At 46.9% G+C, this 13,892-nt stretch carries 13 protein-coding genes; 4 read left to right on the forward strand and 9 right to left on the reverse strand.

Annotated features, from left to right (window positions below):
- Positions 1–10: 10 nt before the first annotated feature.
- Together ICN26_RS03295 and ICN26_RS03300 are read right to left on the reverse strand one after the other, a co-directional pair.
- Entirely contained in the window at positions 11–631 is a 621-nt protein-coding gene (locus tag ICN26_RS03295) for a barstar family protein (protein ID WP_015420405.1), read from the reverse strand.
- 138 nt (positions 632–769) lie between these two features.
- A complete protein-coding gene (locus tag ICN26_RS03300) occupies positions 770–3,109 on the reverse strand; it encodes an NADP-dependent malic enzyme (RefSeq protein WP_255534356.1) in 2,340 nt (779 codons plus the stop codon).
- Positions 3,110–3,181: 72 nt separating this feature from the next.
- On the opposite strand from ICN26_RS03300, the gene thiL reads away from it, so the two are divergent.
- The 3 genes from thiL to ICN26_RS03315 are packed head-to-tail and all read left to right on the forward strand — an operon-like array spanning position 3,182 to position 5,303.
- Entirely contained in the window at positions 3,182–4,204 is a 1,023-nt protein-coding gene (thiL, locus tag ICN26_RS03305) for a thiamine-phosphate kinase (RefSeq protein ID WP_216266878.1), read from the forward strand.
- Positions 4,201–4,782, forward strand: a complete 582-nt coding sequence (locus ICN26_RS03310; RefSeq protein WP_216266880.1) for a phosphatidylglycerophosphatase A family protein — start codon at positions 4,201–4,203, stop codon at positions 4,780–4,782. The genes thiL and ICN26_RS03310 overlap by 4 nt, the downstream gene beginning before the upstream one ends.
- Entirely contained in the window at positions 4,779–5,303 is a 525-nt protein-coding gene (locus ICN26_RS03315) for a CinA family protein (RefSeq protein ID WP_216266882.1), read from the forward strand. Before ICN26_RS03310 ends, ICN26_RS03315 begins: the two co-directional genes overlap by 4 nt.
- A gap of 4 nt (positions 5,304–5,307) precedes the next feature.
- Here the strand turns inward: ICN26_RS03315 and corA are convergent, their stop codons facing one another.
- On the reverse strand, positions 5,308–6,279 hold the full coding sequence (gene corA / locus ICN26_RS03320; RefSeq protein ID WP_015420400.1) for a magnesium/cobalt transporter CorA: 972 nt from the start codon (positions 6,277–6,279) through the stop codon (positions 5,308–5,310).
- Positions 6,280–6,353: 74 nt separating this feature from the next.
- On the opposite strand from corA, the gene pyrF reads away from it, so the two are divergent.
- Positions 6,354–7,199, forward strand: coding sequence for an orotidine-5'-phosphate decarboxylase (gene pyrF, locus ICN26_RS03325; protein WP_216266884.1), 846 nt, complete (start codon positions 6,354–6,356; stop codon positions 7,197–7,199).
- A 2-nt stretch (positions 7,200–7,201) separates the two neighbouring features.
- Here the strand turns inward: pyrF and mtgA are convergent, their stop codons facing one another.
- The 6 genes from mtgA to mpl are packed head-to-tail and all read right to left on the reverse strand — an operon-like array spanning position 7,202 to position 13,888.
- Positions 7,202–7,945, reverse strand: a complete 744-nt coding sequence (gene mtgA, locus ICN26_RS03330) for a monofunctional biosynthetic peptidoglycan transglycosylase (protein ID WP_216266886.1) — start codon at positions 7,943–7,945, stop codon at positions 7,202–7,204.
- Between the two features lie 17 nt (positions 7,946–7,962).
- A complete protein-coding gene (gene aroE / locus ICN26_RS03335) occupies positions 7,963–8,871 on the reverse strand; it encodes a shikimate dehydrogenase (protein WP_216266888.1) in 909 nt (302 codons plus the stop codon).
- 41 nt (positions 8,872–8,912) lie between these two features.
- Entirely contained in the window at positions 8,913–9,773 is an 861-nt protein-coding gene (locus ICN26_RS03340; RefSeq protein ID WP_216266890.1) for an energy transducer TonB family protein, read from the reverse strand.
- Positions 9,757–11,745: a ribonuclease catalytic domain-containing protein gene (locus ICN26_RS03345; RefSeq protein ID WP_216266892.1), complete on the reverse strand. Its 1,989-nt coding sequence runs from the start codon at positions 11,743–11,745 to the stop codon at positions 9,757–9,759. Before ICN26_RS03345 ends, ICN26_RS03340 begins: the two co-directional genes overlap by 17 nt.
- Positions 11,746–11,747: 2 nt before the next feature.
- Positions 11,748–12,476, reverse strand: a complete 729-nt coding sequence (fabG, locus tag ICN26_RS03350; RefSeq protein ID WP_216266894.1) for a 3-oxoacyl-ACP reductase FabG — start codon at positions 12,474–12,476, stop codon at positions 11,748–11,750.
- A 5-nt stretch (positions 12,477–12,481) separates the two neighbouring features.
- The gene (gene mpl, locus ICN26_RS03355) at positions 12,482–13,888 is read right to left on the reverse strand and encodes a UDP-N-acetylmuramate:L-alanyl-gamma-D-glutamyl-meso-diaminopimelate ligase (RefSeq protein ID WP_216266897.1); all 1,407 of its coding nucleotides are present in this window, start codon (positions 13,886–13,888) and stop codon (positions 12,482–12,484) included.
- Between the last annotated feature and the right edge of the window lie 4 nt (positions 13,889–13,892).

Consider the following 13,892-nt stretch of genomic DNA (forward strand, 5'->3'; position numbering starts at 1 on the left):
AAACAAGCAATTAAGCAAAAGAGTAGAACACGCGATACGGTGTCCGGCGCTCAGACCAAAAGTCCACTGCATCACGGAATACATCTAACAGAGTCTCGCGAGCCTCTTTGTCAAACTTTTGAGTACAAGGCAAGCCTTCGAGCACCACTACAAAACCTGGCTGAGGGCCAGACTTATCAACAGTTGTCGTCAAAGCATCCAATAAAGGATCGAAATTCTTGGCCTGTTGCTTGGTAAATGTGTAAGCAATTGCAATCGCCTCTAAAACTTCGCCTTTAGTCATTGCATTTGCACAATTTGCGTAAATGAAATGCTGGCCAAGTTCAGTAGCCGCCTCCTGAAGATCAGGAGTGCGAAAAGCACGAATAGATTGCACGATATTAGGGCGCACACTGCGCAACATTGCCGGCGGTCCGGCATCGCGAACGGCCAAAGCGGCACGCCAAGAAGCTGTCACTTTTTTCCCCGAAACTTGATTTGCTGCATAGGTTTGTAAACGAGATAAACCGCCCTCAGCATAGATATTGGCAGCGGATGACTCGGTTTCGAGTCGATCGTTACTATCCCAACTTTCGGCCCGACTGTGTTCGTCAAAGCCTACTGTAGTGCCGTTTTCAGAGCGATTATTCATGATGGATGCTAGATTACCCTTAACACGCCATCAAATCAAGTCCAATTACAGTACATTTTATATAAACCATTGATTTATATAATAATTATTTATGTTAGTTAATACTAACTAACATAAATAAAAGTCCATCCCCAGGTCTTAGGCTGCCCCTCTTGCATTGCTTGCAGCTTCAACTACCGCCAAGGTGGTCACATTGACGATACGACGTACTGTAGCTGCTGGCGTCAAAATGTGAATTGGCTTAGCAACCCCTAAAAGCAATGGCCCGATTGCGATACCGTTACCGGCAGCCGTCTTCAATAAGTTGTAAGAAATATTGGCAGCATCAATATTTGGCAGAACTAACAAATTAGCATCACCTTTTAGCGGTGATGAAGTAACCGCACCGGCGCGAATAGTTTCATCCAAAGCGCTATCACCGTGCATTTCACCATCCACTTCAAGACTAGGGTCTGCTTTTTGAATCAAAGCGAGAACGTCACGCATTTTGACTGCAGATGGAGCGCTACTTGAACCGAAGTTGGAATGGGACAAGAGCGCCACCTTAGGCGCTATACCCAATTTACGCATTTCGTTTGCAGCCATCAAGGTGAGTTCAGCCAATTGTTCTGCTGTTGGATCGATATTCACATGGGTATCGACCAAGAAGACTTGGCGACCCGGCAAAATCAATCCAGACATGGCGCCATACACATTGGCACCCGGCTCTTGACCGACCACCTCATCGATGTACTTCAAATGGGTTGCTAAATTGCCAACAGTGCCACAGATCATGCCATCAGCCATACCTTTACTAATCATGATGGATCCGATCAAGCTATTGCGACGACGCATTTCTAGCTTAGCAAAAGATTCGGTAACGCCTTTACGCTCAGTCAATGCTAAATAGGTTTGCCAGAAATCACGGAAGCGTGAGTCACTCTCTGGGTTCACGATCTCAAAGTCTTCACCCGCTTTGATACGTAATCCGAACTTGTCAATGCGGTGCTCAATTACCGCAGGACGACCGATCAGAATTGGTGTTGCTAAATGCTCATCAATAATGATTTGTACTGCACGCAATACGCGCTCATCTTCACCTTCAGCAAACACAATCCGTTTTTGAGCGGCAGACACTCCCTTAGCAATGCTAAACAATGGCTTCATCAAAGTACCGGAGTGGTACACAAATTGTTGTAACTGATTGCGGTAAGCATCGAAGTCTTTAATTGGGCGCAGAGCTACGCCGTCCTCCATTGCCGCCTTAGCAACAGCGGGTGCGATGACGGTAATCAAACGCGGATCAAACGGCTTCGGAATTAAGTACTCCGGACCAAAAGACAAGTTCTCAATACCGTATACCGAGGTCACTATTTCGCTCTGCTCAGCACGTGCCAACTCCGCCACAGCCTTAACCGCTGCGACTTCCATGCCACGCGTGATGGTGGTAGCGCCAACGTCTAATGCACCGCGGAAGATAAATGGAAAGCACAACACGTTATTTACTTGGTTTGGGTAATCAGTACGGCCAGTTGCCATCACCGCGTCAGGACGAACTTCCTTTACCTCCTCAGGCAGAATCTCAGGAGTTGGATTTGCCAAGGCATAGATCAATGGCTTATCAGCCATCTTCTTCACCATCGATTGCTTCAGAACACCGCCAGCTGAGAGTCCTAAAAAAATATCAGCACCTTCAATCACTTGATCTAGTGTGCGTAAATCTGTCTCCTGACAGAACGGCTCCTTTTGCGGATCCATTAATTCTTGACGACCTTTGTATGCAACACCAACTAAGTCAGTAACCCAAATATTCTTACGCGGGATACCAAGGTCAACTAATAAATCTAAACAAGCTAATGCAGCAGCGCCAGCACCAGAAGTGACTAATTTCACATTAGCAACATCCTTACCGACTACTTTTAAGCCATTCAGAATCGCAGCAGCAACCACAATCGCAGTTCCATGTTGGTCATCATGAAAGACCGGAATCTTCATACGTGCTCGCAACTTGCGCTCAACAATAAAACAATCTGGTGCTTTGATGTCTTCTAGGTTGATACCGCCAAAAGTAGGCTCGAGTGCTGCAATGATTTCAACTAATTTATCTGGATCGTTTTCATTAACTTCAATATCAAAAACATCAATGCCCGCAAATTTCTTAAAAAGAACTGCTTTACCTTCCATCACTGGCTTACTGGCCAATGGGCCAATGTTTCCTAGGCCCAAAACTGCGGTACCGTTGGTTATCACACCAACTAAATTACCTCTGGCGGTGTATTTGAAAGCATTCGCGGGATCTTTAACAATTTCCTCGCAAGGCGCAGCAACGCCTGGCGTATAAGCTAGGGCCAAGTCACGCTGATTGGTTAACTGCTTCGTTGGGGCGATTTCAATCTTCCCCGGAGTTGGAAACTCATGATAGTGAAGAGCAGCCGCCCTTAAATCCGCTATTTGCTGTTCTTTACTGCTATTGCTTGGTTTGCTCATCAGTTCACTCATCAATCAGAGGTATTCAAGCTTCTAATTCTATTCCTCTCAGATGAAAGAGTCCCAAGAGCCATAAAATGGGGCATGCAACCTCAAACCTCCTCGCTCGGCGAATTTGATCTAATTCAGCGTTTCTTTAAAACGCAGTCGGAACTCATGCTGGTCAGCAACCCTGGCTCAGTAAAGCTGGGGATTGGCGATGATTGCGCACTACTAAAAACCGACCCCGCTGAGGAAATTGCTATTACCAGCGATATGTTGGTATGTGGCAGACACTTTTTTCCAGACGCTAATCCAGAGTGGCTAGGCTGGAAAGCCCTAGCAGTCAACCTCTCAGACCTAGCAGCTATGGGCGCTAGGCCGATGGGTTTCACACTCGCACTGGCACTGCCTGAGGCAAATTCAGCTTGGTTAGAAGCCTTTAGCAAAGGTTTATTTGCCATTGCCAACCAATTTGCTTGCCCACTCATTGGCGGCGACACTACCGCGGGTCCACTCAATATTTGCATCACTGCTTTTGGCAGCATTCCAAAAGATAAAGCCATTCGCAGGTCAGGCGCATTAGTAGACGATGACATCTGGGTTTCGGGAGCCGTTGGTGATGCCAGACTTGCTCTTGCTGCACTGCATCATGAGATTGCATTAGAAAAGGGTGATTTGGAAGTAATTGAGGCGCGCATGCATCAACCCACCCCTAGAATTAATTTAGGCATAGCCTTAAGAGGCATTGCCAATTCTGCTGTGGATGTCTCTGATGGTCTTTTAGGTGATCTGAGACATATCCTCAAGCAATCAGGCAGGGATGCAGAAATCTTCTTAGACCGAATCCCTAAAACGACAACATTGCGTAAGCAATCGCAAACTATTCAAAATCAATATGCCGCAAGTGGTGGTGATGATTACGAGCTGTGCTTTACTGCAGCAAGTAGTTCAAGAGACGCGATCACTAAAATCAGTGGGGACTTCAATCTTCCGCTCACTCAAATTGGCAGCATCAAGGATATGCAACACCACTCACCAGAGATCCAACTCATTGACAGCAGTGGGGCGAGATTAAATCCTGAAGAAGTAAATCAACTGCTCAAATCCTTCGATCACTTCGCATGAATAAGCAAGCTAATACGCCAACTTCGACCGTACCCACCCCCAGCTTGAGTTGGGTATTTAGCAAACCCAGCCGAGCCCTGGCGTTTGGACTAGGCAGTGGTTTGGCGCCATTTGCACCTGGCACTGCAGGAACACTGTGGGCTTGGGCTGCTTTCTTATTGGGCGAATACTTTTTATCAATTGAGGCATGGTGGTGGATTATTGGCGCAGGCATTCTTCTGGGTTGCTGGATCTGTGGACAAGTCAGTGAAGAGCTAGGGAAAAAAGATTTTGGTGGAATTGTTTGGGATGAGGTTGTGGCATTCTGGCTCATATTGATTTTCATCATGCCAGCAAACTTATGGATGCAGATCTTGGCATTTGCACTATTCCGATTTTTTGATGCCGTGAAACCCGGTCCGATCGGAATGATTGATCGATACTTTAAACATTTAGAGAATGGCGATAACTCCTCTCCATCAAGTATTGGCTTAATCCTGTGGCGCGGCTTTGGAATCATTGCCGATGATTTGGCTGCAGCATTTTTTACCCTACTCACCATGATGCTTCTACCTATTGGATTGAGCTACATCTCATGAAAAATAATAATGACCCTCAGCATGAACTAGCTAGAGCTATTGCCCTGACTTTAATGAACCGGGGCTGGAAAATTGCCTTGGCAGAGTCCTGTACTGGTGGCCTTGTCTGCGCCACACTAACGGACTTAGCAGGCTCGAGTGATTGGCTTGAACGAGGCTATGTCACCTACAGCAATGCCGCAAAATCAGAATGCTTAGACGTTTCAATGGAAACCATTGACTCTTTTGGCGCAGTCAGCGAACAAGTCGCCAAAGCCATGGCCGAGGGGGTGCTACGTCATGCCAATGTCAACGCAGCTATCTCCATTACCGGTATCGCTGGTCCAACGGGTGGTTCAGTAGAAAAGCCGGTTGGCACCGTCTGCTTTGGCTGGGCGATTAAAGAAAATGTTAGGCATGATGTTATTAATACAGTCACGCTGACTAAGCACTTCAACGGTGATCGCCAAGTAGTGCGAGAGCAAGCGCGTGATTTTGCACTCTCTCAATTTTTGGAATTACTTAAACCAAAAAATGCCTAGTGCATTAACGTGAGCTAAGCCAACCCTTGTGGCGGAAGTAGCCCAATGGAATCATCGCTGAAATCACCATTGAAATAATGGCAACTGGATAGCCCCAAGTCTGTTCCAGTTCAGGCATATAGCGGAAGTTCATTCCCCACACGCTAGCTAATAAAGTTGGTGGCATTAAGGCAACCGATACCACCGAGAAGATCTTGATGATCTTACTTTGGTTCAAATTAATAAAACCGACTGTCGCATCCATCAAGAAGTTGATCTTATCGAATAGGAACGCAGTATGGTTTTCTAGTGAATCAATATCTCGCAAAATCTGACGCGCTTCTTCTTGCTGCTCATCAGACAATAATTTGCTCCGCATTAAAAAAGACAATGCACGGCGGGTATCCATCACATTGCGACGAATGCGTCCGTTGGTATCTTCTTCTTTAGCAATTGTTTCGAGCACTTCTTCTGCATCGTTATCCGTGATGTCATCTTGCAGAACGCGCTTACCTGCTTGCTCGAGGTTTTCATAAACCTCTTCTAAGGCATCGGCAGAATACTCAGCATCAGTGGAGTAGAGGTCAAGTAAAACGTCTTTCGCATTACTGACTGAACCTGGGCGTAAACGGGCACGCAAACGCACCAAGCGGAATACCGGTAAATCTTCGTCATGAATGGAGAACAAAACCTGCTTGGTCATCACGAAAGCAACTCGTACGTTGCGAGAAGTTTCTTCTTCGTCTAATAAGAAATCAGTACGAATATGAAGGTGGCCGTCATCTGCTTCGAAATAACGCGCGGAAGCCTCTAAATCACCCAAATCATCCAATTCAGGCAAGAGTACGCCAAAAGCCTCTTTAATCCACAGGAGTTCTTCTTCTTCAGGGTCTACAACGTCGATCCAGATGGGGTTGGAGTATTGCAACAATTCATTGCGATCTTCCACTTGCTCTTGAGAGAGGCGGCCATTTTGCAGGACGAACAAGTTGATCATGGTGAACTCCTAAGGAATGGTCGCTAGTTTATCCTATAGACCATGACAGTTTGACTAAAATAAGCTTAATACTAATGAACTCCAGCTCAAATACCTTTATCCAACAACTCCAGTCTGCATGGGCTTCTCAAGGCAGTATGTTGTGCGTGGGCTTTGATCCAGATCCCAAGCGTTTACCCGCTGCATTTCAGGGTAAGCCTGAGGGAATTTTTGAGTTCTGCCGCGAGATCGCTGATGCCACTGCGGATACTGTCTGCTCCTTCAAGCCCCAGTTCGCTTACTTTGCCTCCCAAAGAGCCGAAGTTCAACTTGAAAAGCTCACTCGCTATCTTAAAGATCAATATCCGCATATCCCTGTCATCTTGGACTCGAAGCGTGGTGATATCGGTAGTACTGCTGACCACTACGCCTTAGAGGCCTTTGAGCGCTATGGTGCAGATGCCGTCACCGTGAACCCTTACATGGGCTTTGACACGATCGAACCTTACCTAAAGCACGCTGGCAAGGGCGTGATTGTTTTATGTCGAACCTCAAATCCAGGGGGCTCCGACCTTCAGTCCTTGAATGTAGCCCCCAATGAGGAACCGCTTTATCTGCATGTGGCCAAGCTTGCAGCACAGAACTGGAATGCCTCTGGACAAATTAGCCTGGTAGTTGGCGCTACCTTTCCCAAAGAAATTGCCAAAGTGCGAGCCATTGTGGGCGAGATGCCTTTACTCATTCCAGGCATTGGCGCTCAAGGTGGCGATATCGATGCCACCATTAAAGCTGGCGGCATACCCAATCAGCCAGGCACAGGCATGATGATCAACTCTTCCAGAGCAATCTTGTATGCAAGTTCAGGAAATGATTTTGCTGAGGCGGCCAGAAAAGTAGCCATCGCAACAAGAGATGCGCTAAGAACTGCAAGCACTAAGTAGCACTAGCGCGCTTTAGGTTTCTGAATAGGCGTTAAAGCAACCCTATCCATATTTTCCAAGATAAATTCTTGCCGTGTGGGAAAGTGAATATTGGCCTTGCGACAGTATTGTGATTTATCGAAACACTTCGGTGCTGGCAATGCAGAGGCTAAAGCTGCTGCCTGTTCGCGATCAAGTGATGCTGGCTTAATGCCATAGTAATACTGAGAAGCAGCGCCAATACCAAAGATGCCTTCGCCCCATTCAACCGAGTTCAGATAGATTTCATAAAGACGTTGCTTAGGAAGCATTACTTCCAACAAACCCGTAATGATGAGCTCCTGAGCTTTGCGAAAATAATTCTGCTCAGAAGAAAGAAAAAGGTTCTTTGCTAATTGCTGTGTGATCGTAGAGCCCCCACGCAAAGCGGTTTTGGATTTACCGCTGCCCTGCTGGTTGAGTTGTGAATTTTTGGTCCATGCTTTTTTCATATCCTCAACCCGTACACCCATATGCTGAAAAAAGATATCGTCTTCACTCACCAAAACAGCACGCTTGAGGTTGGCCGAGATCTTGTCATAAGGAACCCAAGATGACTTAACCGGGCAAGACCAAGATAGACTACAAAGGCGCCAACGTTCAGCTCTCTGAAATGCAGTACTGCTAGGATCAAGCACTACCCACAATCCAATCTGAATGACAAAGTACATTTGCATGGCAATAAAACCGCCTAGCAAACATTTCAGAAGGTAATAAAGCCAACGCATTAAAGCTTAGCTATAAATTAAGAAGTGCGAAGTTCTGCTAATACAGCACGAGAATCAATTGCATCAGAACACTGAGCACCACGCCAAATTAAGAAAGCATCGGCGGCTTGCTCAACCAACATACCCAAGCCATCACTAACTCGTGCACCGCGATGCAATGCTTGTTGCATCAAGGTAGTGACTTTGCCATAGACCATATCGTAGGCAAAAGACTGTGGAGTAAAGATATTGCTTGCGGCGGTATTGCTAATAGGAGATTCATTAGATAGTCCGGCGGCAGTAGCGTTAATAATGAGATCAAAAGGAGATGCGATCTTGCTTGCATCTTCCAAGTCGCCCAAAGTGACGGCTTGCAACACAACATCGAGCGAAACAGCTAAATCACTAAACAATCGAACCAACTCCTCAGCCTTGGCATTGGATCGATTGGCTATAACCAACTCTGCGGGCGATTGCTCCAATAGGGGACCCAGTACTCCGCGAGATGCGCCGCCCGCACCTAACAATAAAATTCGAGAGCCTTGAATCTGAATACCTTGAGCCAGTAGATCTCTGACTAAGCCGGCGCCATCCGTGTTATCACCAAATATTTTTCCTTCTTGAATATGCAAAGTATTGACCGCGCCAGCGAGTTGCGCACGCGGTGTTAATACATCTGCAAGAGCCTGAGCATCCAACTTAAATGGGACGGTGACATTCATACCCTTGCCGCCAGCAGCAAAGAAAGCTTGCGTAGTAGTTTTGAATTCACCAAGTTCAGGCTGTAAAAGCCCGTAATGCATTTTTTGATTTGACTGCTCAGAAAATCGTTTATGAATAGCCGGTGATTTACTGTGTGTAATCGGATTACCGGCAACCGCATAAACATCCGTGCCAGGAAATTGGGTGGGATCAGTATGCACTTGGGCAGAAGTAACTTGACTCATAGTAACTACAGGATAAGCGAAATTGAGTGATGTCTTCTGAATTAAGGGCGCAAATCTAAGCGATCAGATCCATCTCGTGTGAAATCAAAAGTAGAAACCCAATCTAGGATATCAAGCTGATTACGCATTTCTGCGGGGAAAACTCCAAAGGGGGCAGAAGCACGCACAATTGCTAAGGCCTGGCGATCCAACTCGGGATTGCCAGAGCTTCGCCCAATACTGAGACCATCTTTACCTTGAGTATTGTTGGCAATTCGCCCCTGAGCATCTACGCTCACCACAATCACTAAACTTCCGTATAAGGGGCGACCATTAGCCCGTGGAAAAAATGCACTTCCATAAGATTCAATCTTTTGACGCATGGCATCGTAATACTGGGCAAAGACAACCGCTTTAGTACTAGCTCCAGTCAAGACTTTACGACGAGGCTCACGGCCATTTGCCTGTAAACGTTTCGCCAACTCAGCTTCCAAAGAATTTAGTTGGGATGTCGCTTGTTTCTCATCTCCACTTTTGCGACCGCCCGAAAGCGCTCGATCCGCTTCAAGCTTAGCCAACATTTGCTTTTGCTGTTTTTCTAAAACCTCGAGACGGGCATCTGCACCGAGTCTTGCCTGATGAAGCGCACTAGCATCTTGACTGGAGGTGTTGCCGCCTCCCTGCAAATCTGCTTGGGCTAATTTATTGGCCTGCTTGGGCGCTACTTGATTACTAGCATTTACCAAGACAACACTAAGCGGTGTGTTTAGACGACGATTTTCTATTTCCCCCATACCCCAGCGGAAGGATAGCAAGATGAGGTGAACCAAAATCGAAAGACCTAGCGCATAGCGAAATGGGTGGCGGCGCCAACCAGTATTTAAGCGTCCTACTAGCTGCGACAGCTTAGGTAAGACTTGCATCACTCTCAGGAACTTCTGGAGTTTCTATATGAAGAACCCGAACCCCGGCAGTGAGCTGCAATAGGTCTACGTCAGCCACACTTACTTCTGCTCGAGTCATACGCGGATGGGTCGCCAACTCCGGAACTGGAAGATGCAATGGCACAAGTTCTACTCGGGACATGCCCTCCTTGAGATGTCTCACAAAGACTTGCTTAGGAGTCTCATCTTGAGAAACCCAGCGCAAGCACCAATATTTCTCAAGGCGATCTTGGTATTCACCATAGGCAGAATAGGAAGCCTCAAAGTCAGCGGCGATACCCATTAAGGCAGCATCACGCGGAGGAAACGGCGCCGCCATCTTGGCAGTAATGCCATGTTTTGCTATTGCGATTAACTGCCACTGATTTACTAAATCTGAGTAACGGCGCAAAGGTGATGTGCACCAGGCGTAATACTCCAAACCCAATCCTTCATGTGGACCGGGAGTTGTCTGCATACGCGTACGTAAGGGACCCCAACCCTTTTGAGTCCGGAATAGACCAGGTATCCCATGATCTGCCAATAAGCGTCCTGAGGCGCTATTGCAATAAATCATCCACTCAGCAACGATGGTATCGAGGATGGAGCCACGTTGGCGAGGAGTAATCTCCACCCTCTGTACGCTACCCACTTCTTGAATTTGAAAATGAAAGTCTCTTGCTAAGGCATTAGGATCCAAGACCCCTAATTGCTCAGCACGCAATCCATTAGCTACACGCTGTTCCTGGCGCCCTGCATGTAATAACTTTGCCGCGGCCCACAAAACACTCAGCTCTTCACGATAAGCATAGCCAGCTGATTCATCAGCCAAACTTTCTTCTGTTACCAGATGCTCTAAATTCTCTAAGCGCAGATTTGCCCCCATCGGAACCATCTCAGCACGCAACTGCAGAGTCTCTTTATCTACGACTCCAGCTGGATCAATATCCACATAAATCGATAAAGCTGGGCGAGCAGCGCCCTCATCTAATGAGAACTGAGTAATCACCTGATCAGGCAACATCGTAATTTTGTCGCCAGGGAAATACACGGTAGACATCCGAGTACGTGCGACTTTATCTAAAGCATCATCCTTGGCAATCACCAAGCCAGGCGCCGCAATATGAATACCGATACGATGTCCACCACCCTCGAGCCTAGTAACTGATAAAGCATCATCAATTTCAGTGGTGCCTGAGTCATCAATCGAAAACGCAGTCACTTCAGCTAGAGGTAATTCTGAAATAGCGGCATCTAGAGCAGCTTGATCAACCGCCAAACTGAGGTCATGTGTAGCACCCTGAGGGAAATGCGCTTTTAAGAACATCCCTTGGTGATATTGTAAAGGTGAGTCAATCGCACCACAGCGGATCATGAGCTGTGCAGGTGATTCTCCTGACTCAGTGCACGCTGCAATCAATGCTTTGTAAGCAGAGGTATTTTTGTCCGGAGAAAATAACAGTTGATTTGCCTGAGACTTGAGTGTTTCTGGAAACACGCCAGCCATTAGTTCTTGCTGCCATGCAGTCTGCTGCTCTAATTCTTTTTGCTTGCGCTCAAGCGCAGCCAAACCAGCCTGCAATTGTTCTAGCGGCGCCCTTTGAAAACGTCCACGCCCTTTGCGACGGAAAAATACTGGCGCACTTTGTAAGGCGATGGCTAATGCAGTCTGTTGCGGTACGGTGGCTTGAGCGCCAAAGTACTCATGAGCAACGTCTACCAAACCAAACTCTTCATCAGGCGCGCAATCCCATAAGAATTGCAGATCAATCTCTTTTGATAGGGCATTTGCCTCATCCATCAATGCCTGCGGCTCTGGCTTCTCAAAGCGCAACCAAACTTCTTTGGCTTTTAACTTAATCTTTTTCCCAGACAAACTAGTTGCTTGCCATGATTCTGCATCTCCGGCACCCGAAGCAGACTGGACCGTGGCGACCTTGATGTCGCCACCCTCTTCATATAAAAGATGCATGCTTAGAGGGAGATCCCGCCACTGGCCTCAAGAGCAACACCGTTCACATAGCTAGCCTCATCGCTTGCTAAGAATAAGTAGACGTTCGCCATTTCCTCCGGGGTGCCCAAGCGACCAAGCCAACTGCGCCTCTCAATATCTTTCAGAATATTTTCTGGCATAGCTTTGACCATCTCAGTAGCAATAAAGCCTGGGCACACTGCATTTACCCGAATACCTTTTGGACCTAATTCACGCGCCCAAGTTTTAGTAAAGCCAATTACCCCAAACTTGGTTGCTGAATAATTAGTTTGTCCAAAGTTTCCATAAATACCCACAACACTAGAAGCATTGACGACAGCGCCTTTGCCAGCCTCCAACATATGCGGCACTACCAACTGCGTGCAATTAAAGACACCCTTGAGGTTGACATCAATCACCGTATCAAATTGAGCCTCCGTCATTTTGACTAAGCGTGCGTCTTGAGTGATGCCAGCGTTATTAATCAAAATGTCAATGCGTCCATGGCGTTGGATGATTTGATCAACAGCCGCTTCAACGCTTGCACGTTCAGTTACGTTCATAACATAAGCTTCTGATCCAGAAATAAGATCTGCAGCAGCTTTAACCGCCTCGAGATTCACATCGGCAATCATGACCTTTGCACCTTCTTGCGCAAAACGTTTTGCAGTTGCAAAGCCAATGCCTTTTGCAGCACCAGTAATGATGGCTACCTTATCTTTTAGTCTCATGCCTATCACTTTGCTTTCTCTTGTATTGCAGTCAATATTTTTTGGTGCACTCCACCAAAGCCGCCATTACTCATCACCAAAATATGATCGCCAGACCTTGCTTCATTTGCAACAGCCTTAACCAAAGTAGATAAATTATCAAAGGCTGCAGCACGATTGTGACTCTTTGCATTTAATGGGGCCAAGACTTCATCTAAATCCCAACCTAAAGAATCTTTACCAGCGCTTGCGCCGTAAGCAAAAATCTTGTCGGCAACTTCTAGGCTATTCGGTAATTGCGCCTTCATCACCCCGAGTTTCATCGTATTAGAACGAGGTTCTAATACTGCCAAAATTCGTGATTGCCCTACGCGACGGCGTAAGCCATCTACCGTGGTAATAATTGCGGTTGGGTGATGCGCAAAGTCATCGTATAGGGTTACTCCATTTGCGACACCAATTGTTTCTAAACGGCGCTTCACATTTTTGAACTCAGCCAAAGCGCGTGCGGCATCGGCTGGTGCAATGCCAATATGATTTGCTGACGCAATGGCTGCCAATGCATTGAGTTGATTGTGACGGCCCATAACGCCAGAATCTGGGGCCCAAGCCACCACTGTAACTTCTTTGCCTTCCTGCAAAACAATGAAGCCATCAGCCTCCCGAGAGATCAAAGACCAGGCATTGTGTTTATCTTGACCAAACTTTTCAACAGGCGCCCAAACACCTCTTGCAATGACTCTCTCAAGAGCAGGCTCTGCACCATTAACTACAACGAGACCATCCCCTGGGACGGTACGTACTAAATGATGAAATTGGGTTTCGATTGCAGCAAGATCAGCAAAAATATCGGCGTGATCGAACTCGAGATTATTTAATAAAGCGGTGCGTGGGCGATAGTGAACAAACTTACTGCGCTTATCAAAAAAAGCGGTGTCGTATTCATCAGCCTCGATCACGAAATATTTACTCTCGCCTAAGCGGGCAGATACAGCGAAATTCAATGGCACCCCACCAATTAAATAGCCCGGCTTGTAATCATTGAATTCTAAGATCCAGGCCAGCATGGCGGAGGTGGTGGTTTTGCCATGCGTACCGGCAACAGCCAAAACATGTCTACCAAAAAGAACTTGCTCGCCTAGCCACTGAGGGCCAGAGGTGTAAGGAAGCCCTTGATTCAGAATGGCTTCCATCAGTGGATTGCCACGAGAAACAACATTGCCGATTACAAATAAATCCGGCATCGTCTCAAACTGTAATAATTGGTCGGGCGAGAATCCCTCGATGAGCTCAATGCCCTGCGCTTCAAGCTGCGTGCTCATCGGTGGATATACGTTGGCATCACAGCCAGTAACACGATGACCGGCTTGCCGAGCGATTGCGGCAATGCCGCCCATGAAAGTACCGCAAATGCCCAAGATATGAATATGCATAGGG

Source organism: Polynucleobacter hallstattensis, assembly GCF_018881835.1.
GTDB lineage: Bacteria > Pseudomonadota > Gammaproteobacteria > Burkholderiales > Burkholderiaceae > Polynucleobacter > Polynucleobacter hallstattensis.

Coding starts and splice junctions, on each gene's coding strand:
- fabG (WP_216266894.1), bottom strand. CDS start 12,476: ATGAGACTAAAAGATAAGGTAGCCATCATTACTGGTGCTGCAAAAGGC.
- ICN26_RS03345 (WP_216266892.1), bottom strand. CDS start 11,745: ATGCATCTTTTATATGAAGAGGGTGGCGACATCAAGGTCGCCACGGTC.
- ICN26_RS03340 (WP_216266890.1), bottom strand. CDS start 9,773: ATGCAAGTCTTACCTAAGCTGTCGCAGCTAGTAGGACGCTTAAATACT.
- thiL (WP_216266878.1), top strand. CDS start 3,182: ATGCAACCTCAAACCTCCTCGCTCGGCGAATTTGATCTAATTCAGCGT.
- corA (WP_015420400.1), bottom strand. CDS start 6,279: ATGATCAACTTGTTCGTCCTGCAAAATGGCCGCCTCTCTCAAGAGCAA.
- ICN26_RS03300 (WP_255534356.1), bottom strand. CDS start 3,109: ATGAGTGAACTGATGAGCAAACCAAGCAATAGCAGTAAAGAACAGCAA.
- mtgA (WP_216266886.1), bottom strand. CDS start 7,945: ATGCGTTGGCTTTATTACCTTCTGAAATGTTTGCTAGGCGGTTTTATT.
- aroE (WP_216266888.1), bottom strand. CDS start 8,871: ATGAGTCAAGTTACTTCTGCCCAAGTGCATACTGATCCCACCCAATTT.
- ICN26_RS03310 (WP_216266880.1), top strand. CDS start 4,201: ATGAATAAGCAAGCTAATACGCCAACTTCGACCGTACCCACCCCCAGC.
- pyrF (WP_216266884.1), top strand. CDS start 6,354: ATGAACTCCAGCTCAAATACCTTTATCCAACAACTCCAGTCTGCATGG.
- ICN26_RS03295 (WP_015420405.1), bottom strand. CDS start 631: ATGAATAATCGCTCTGAAAACGGCACTACAGTAGGCTTTGACGAACAC.
- mpl (WP_216266897.1), bottom strand. CDS start 13,888: ATGCATATTCATATCTTGGGCATTTGCGGTACTTTCATGGGCGGCATT.
- ICN26_RS03315 (WP_216266882.1), top strand. CDS start 4,779: ATGAAAAATAATAATGACCCTCAGCATGAACTAGCTAGAGCTATTGCC.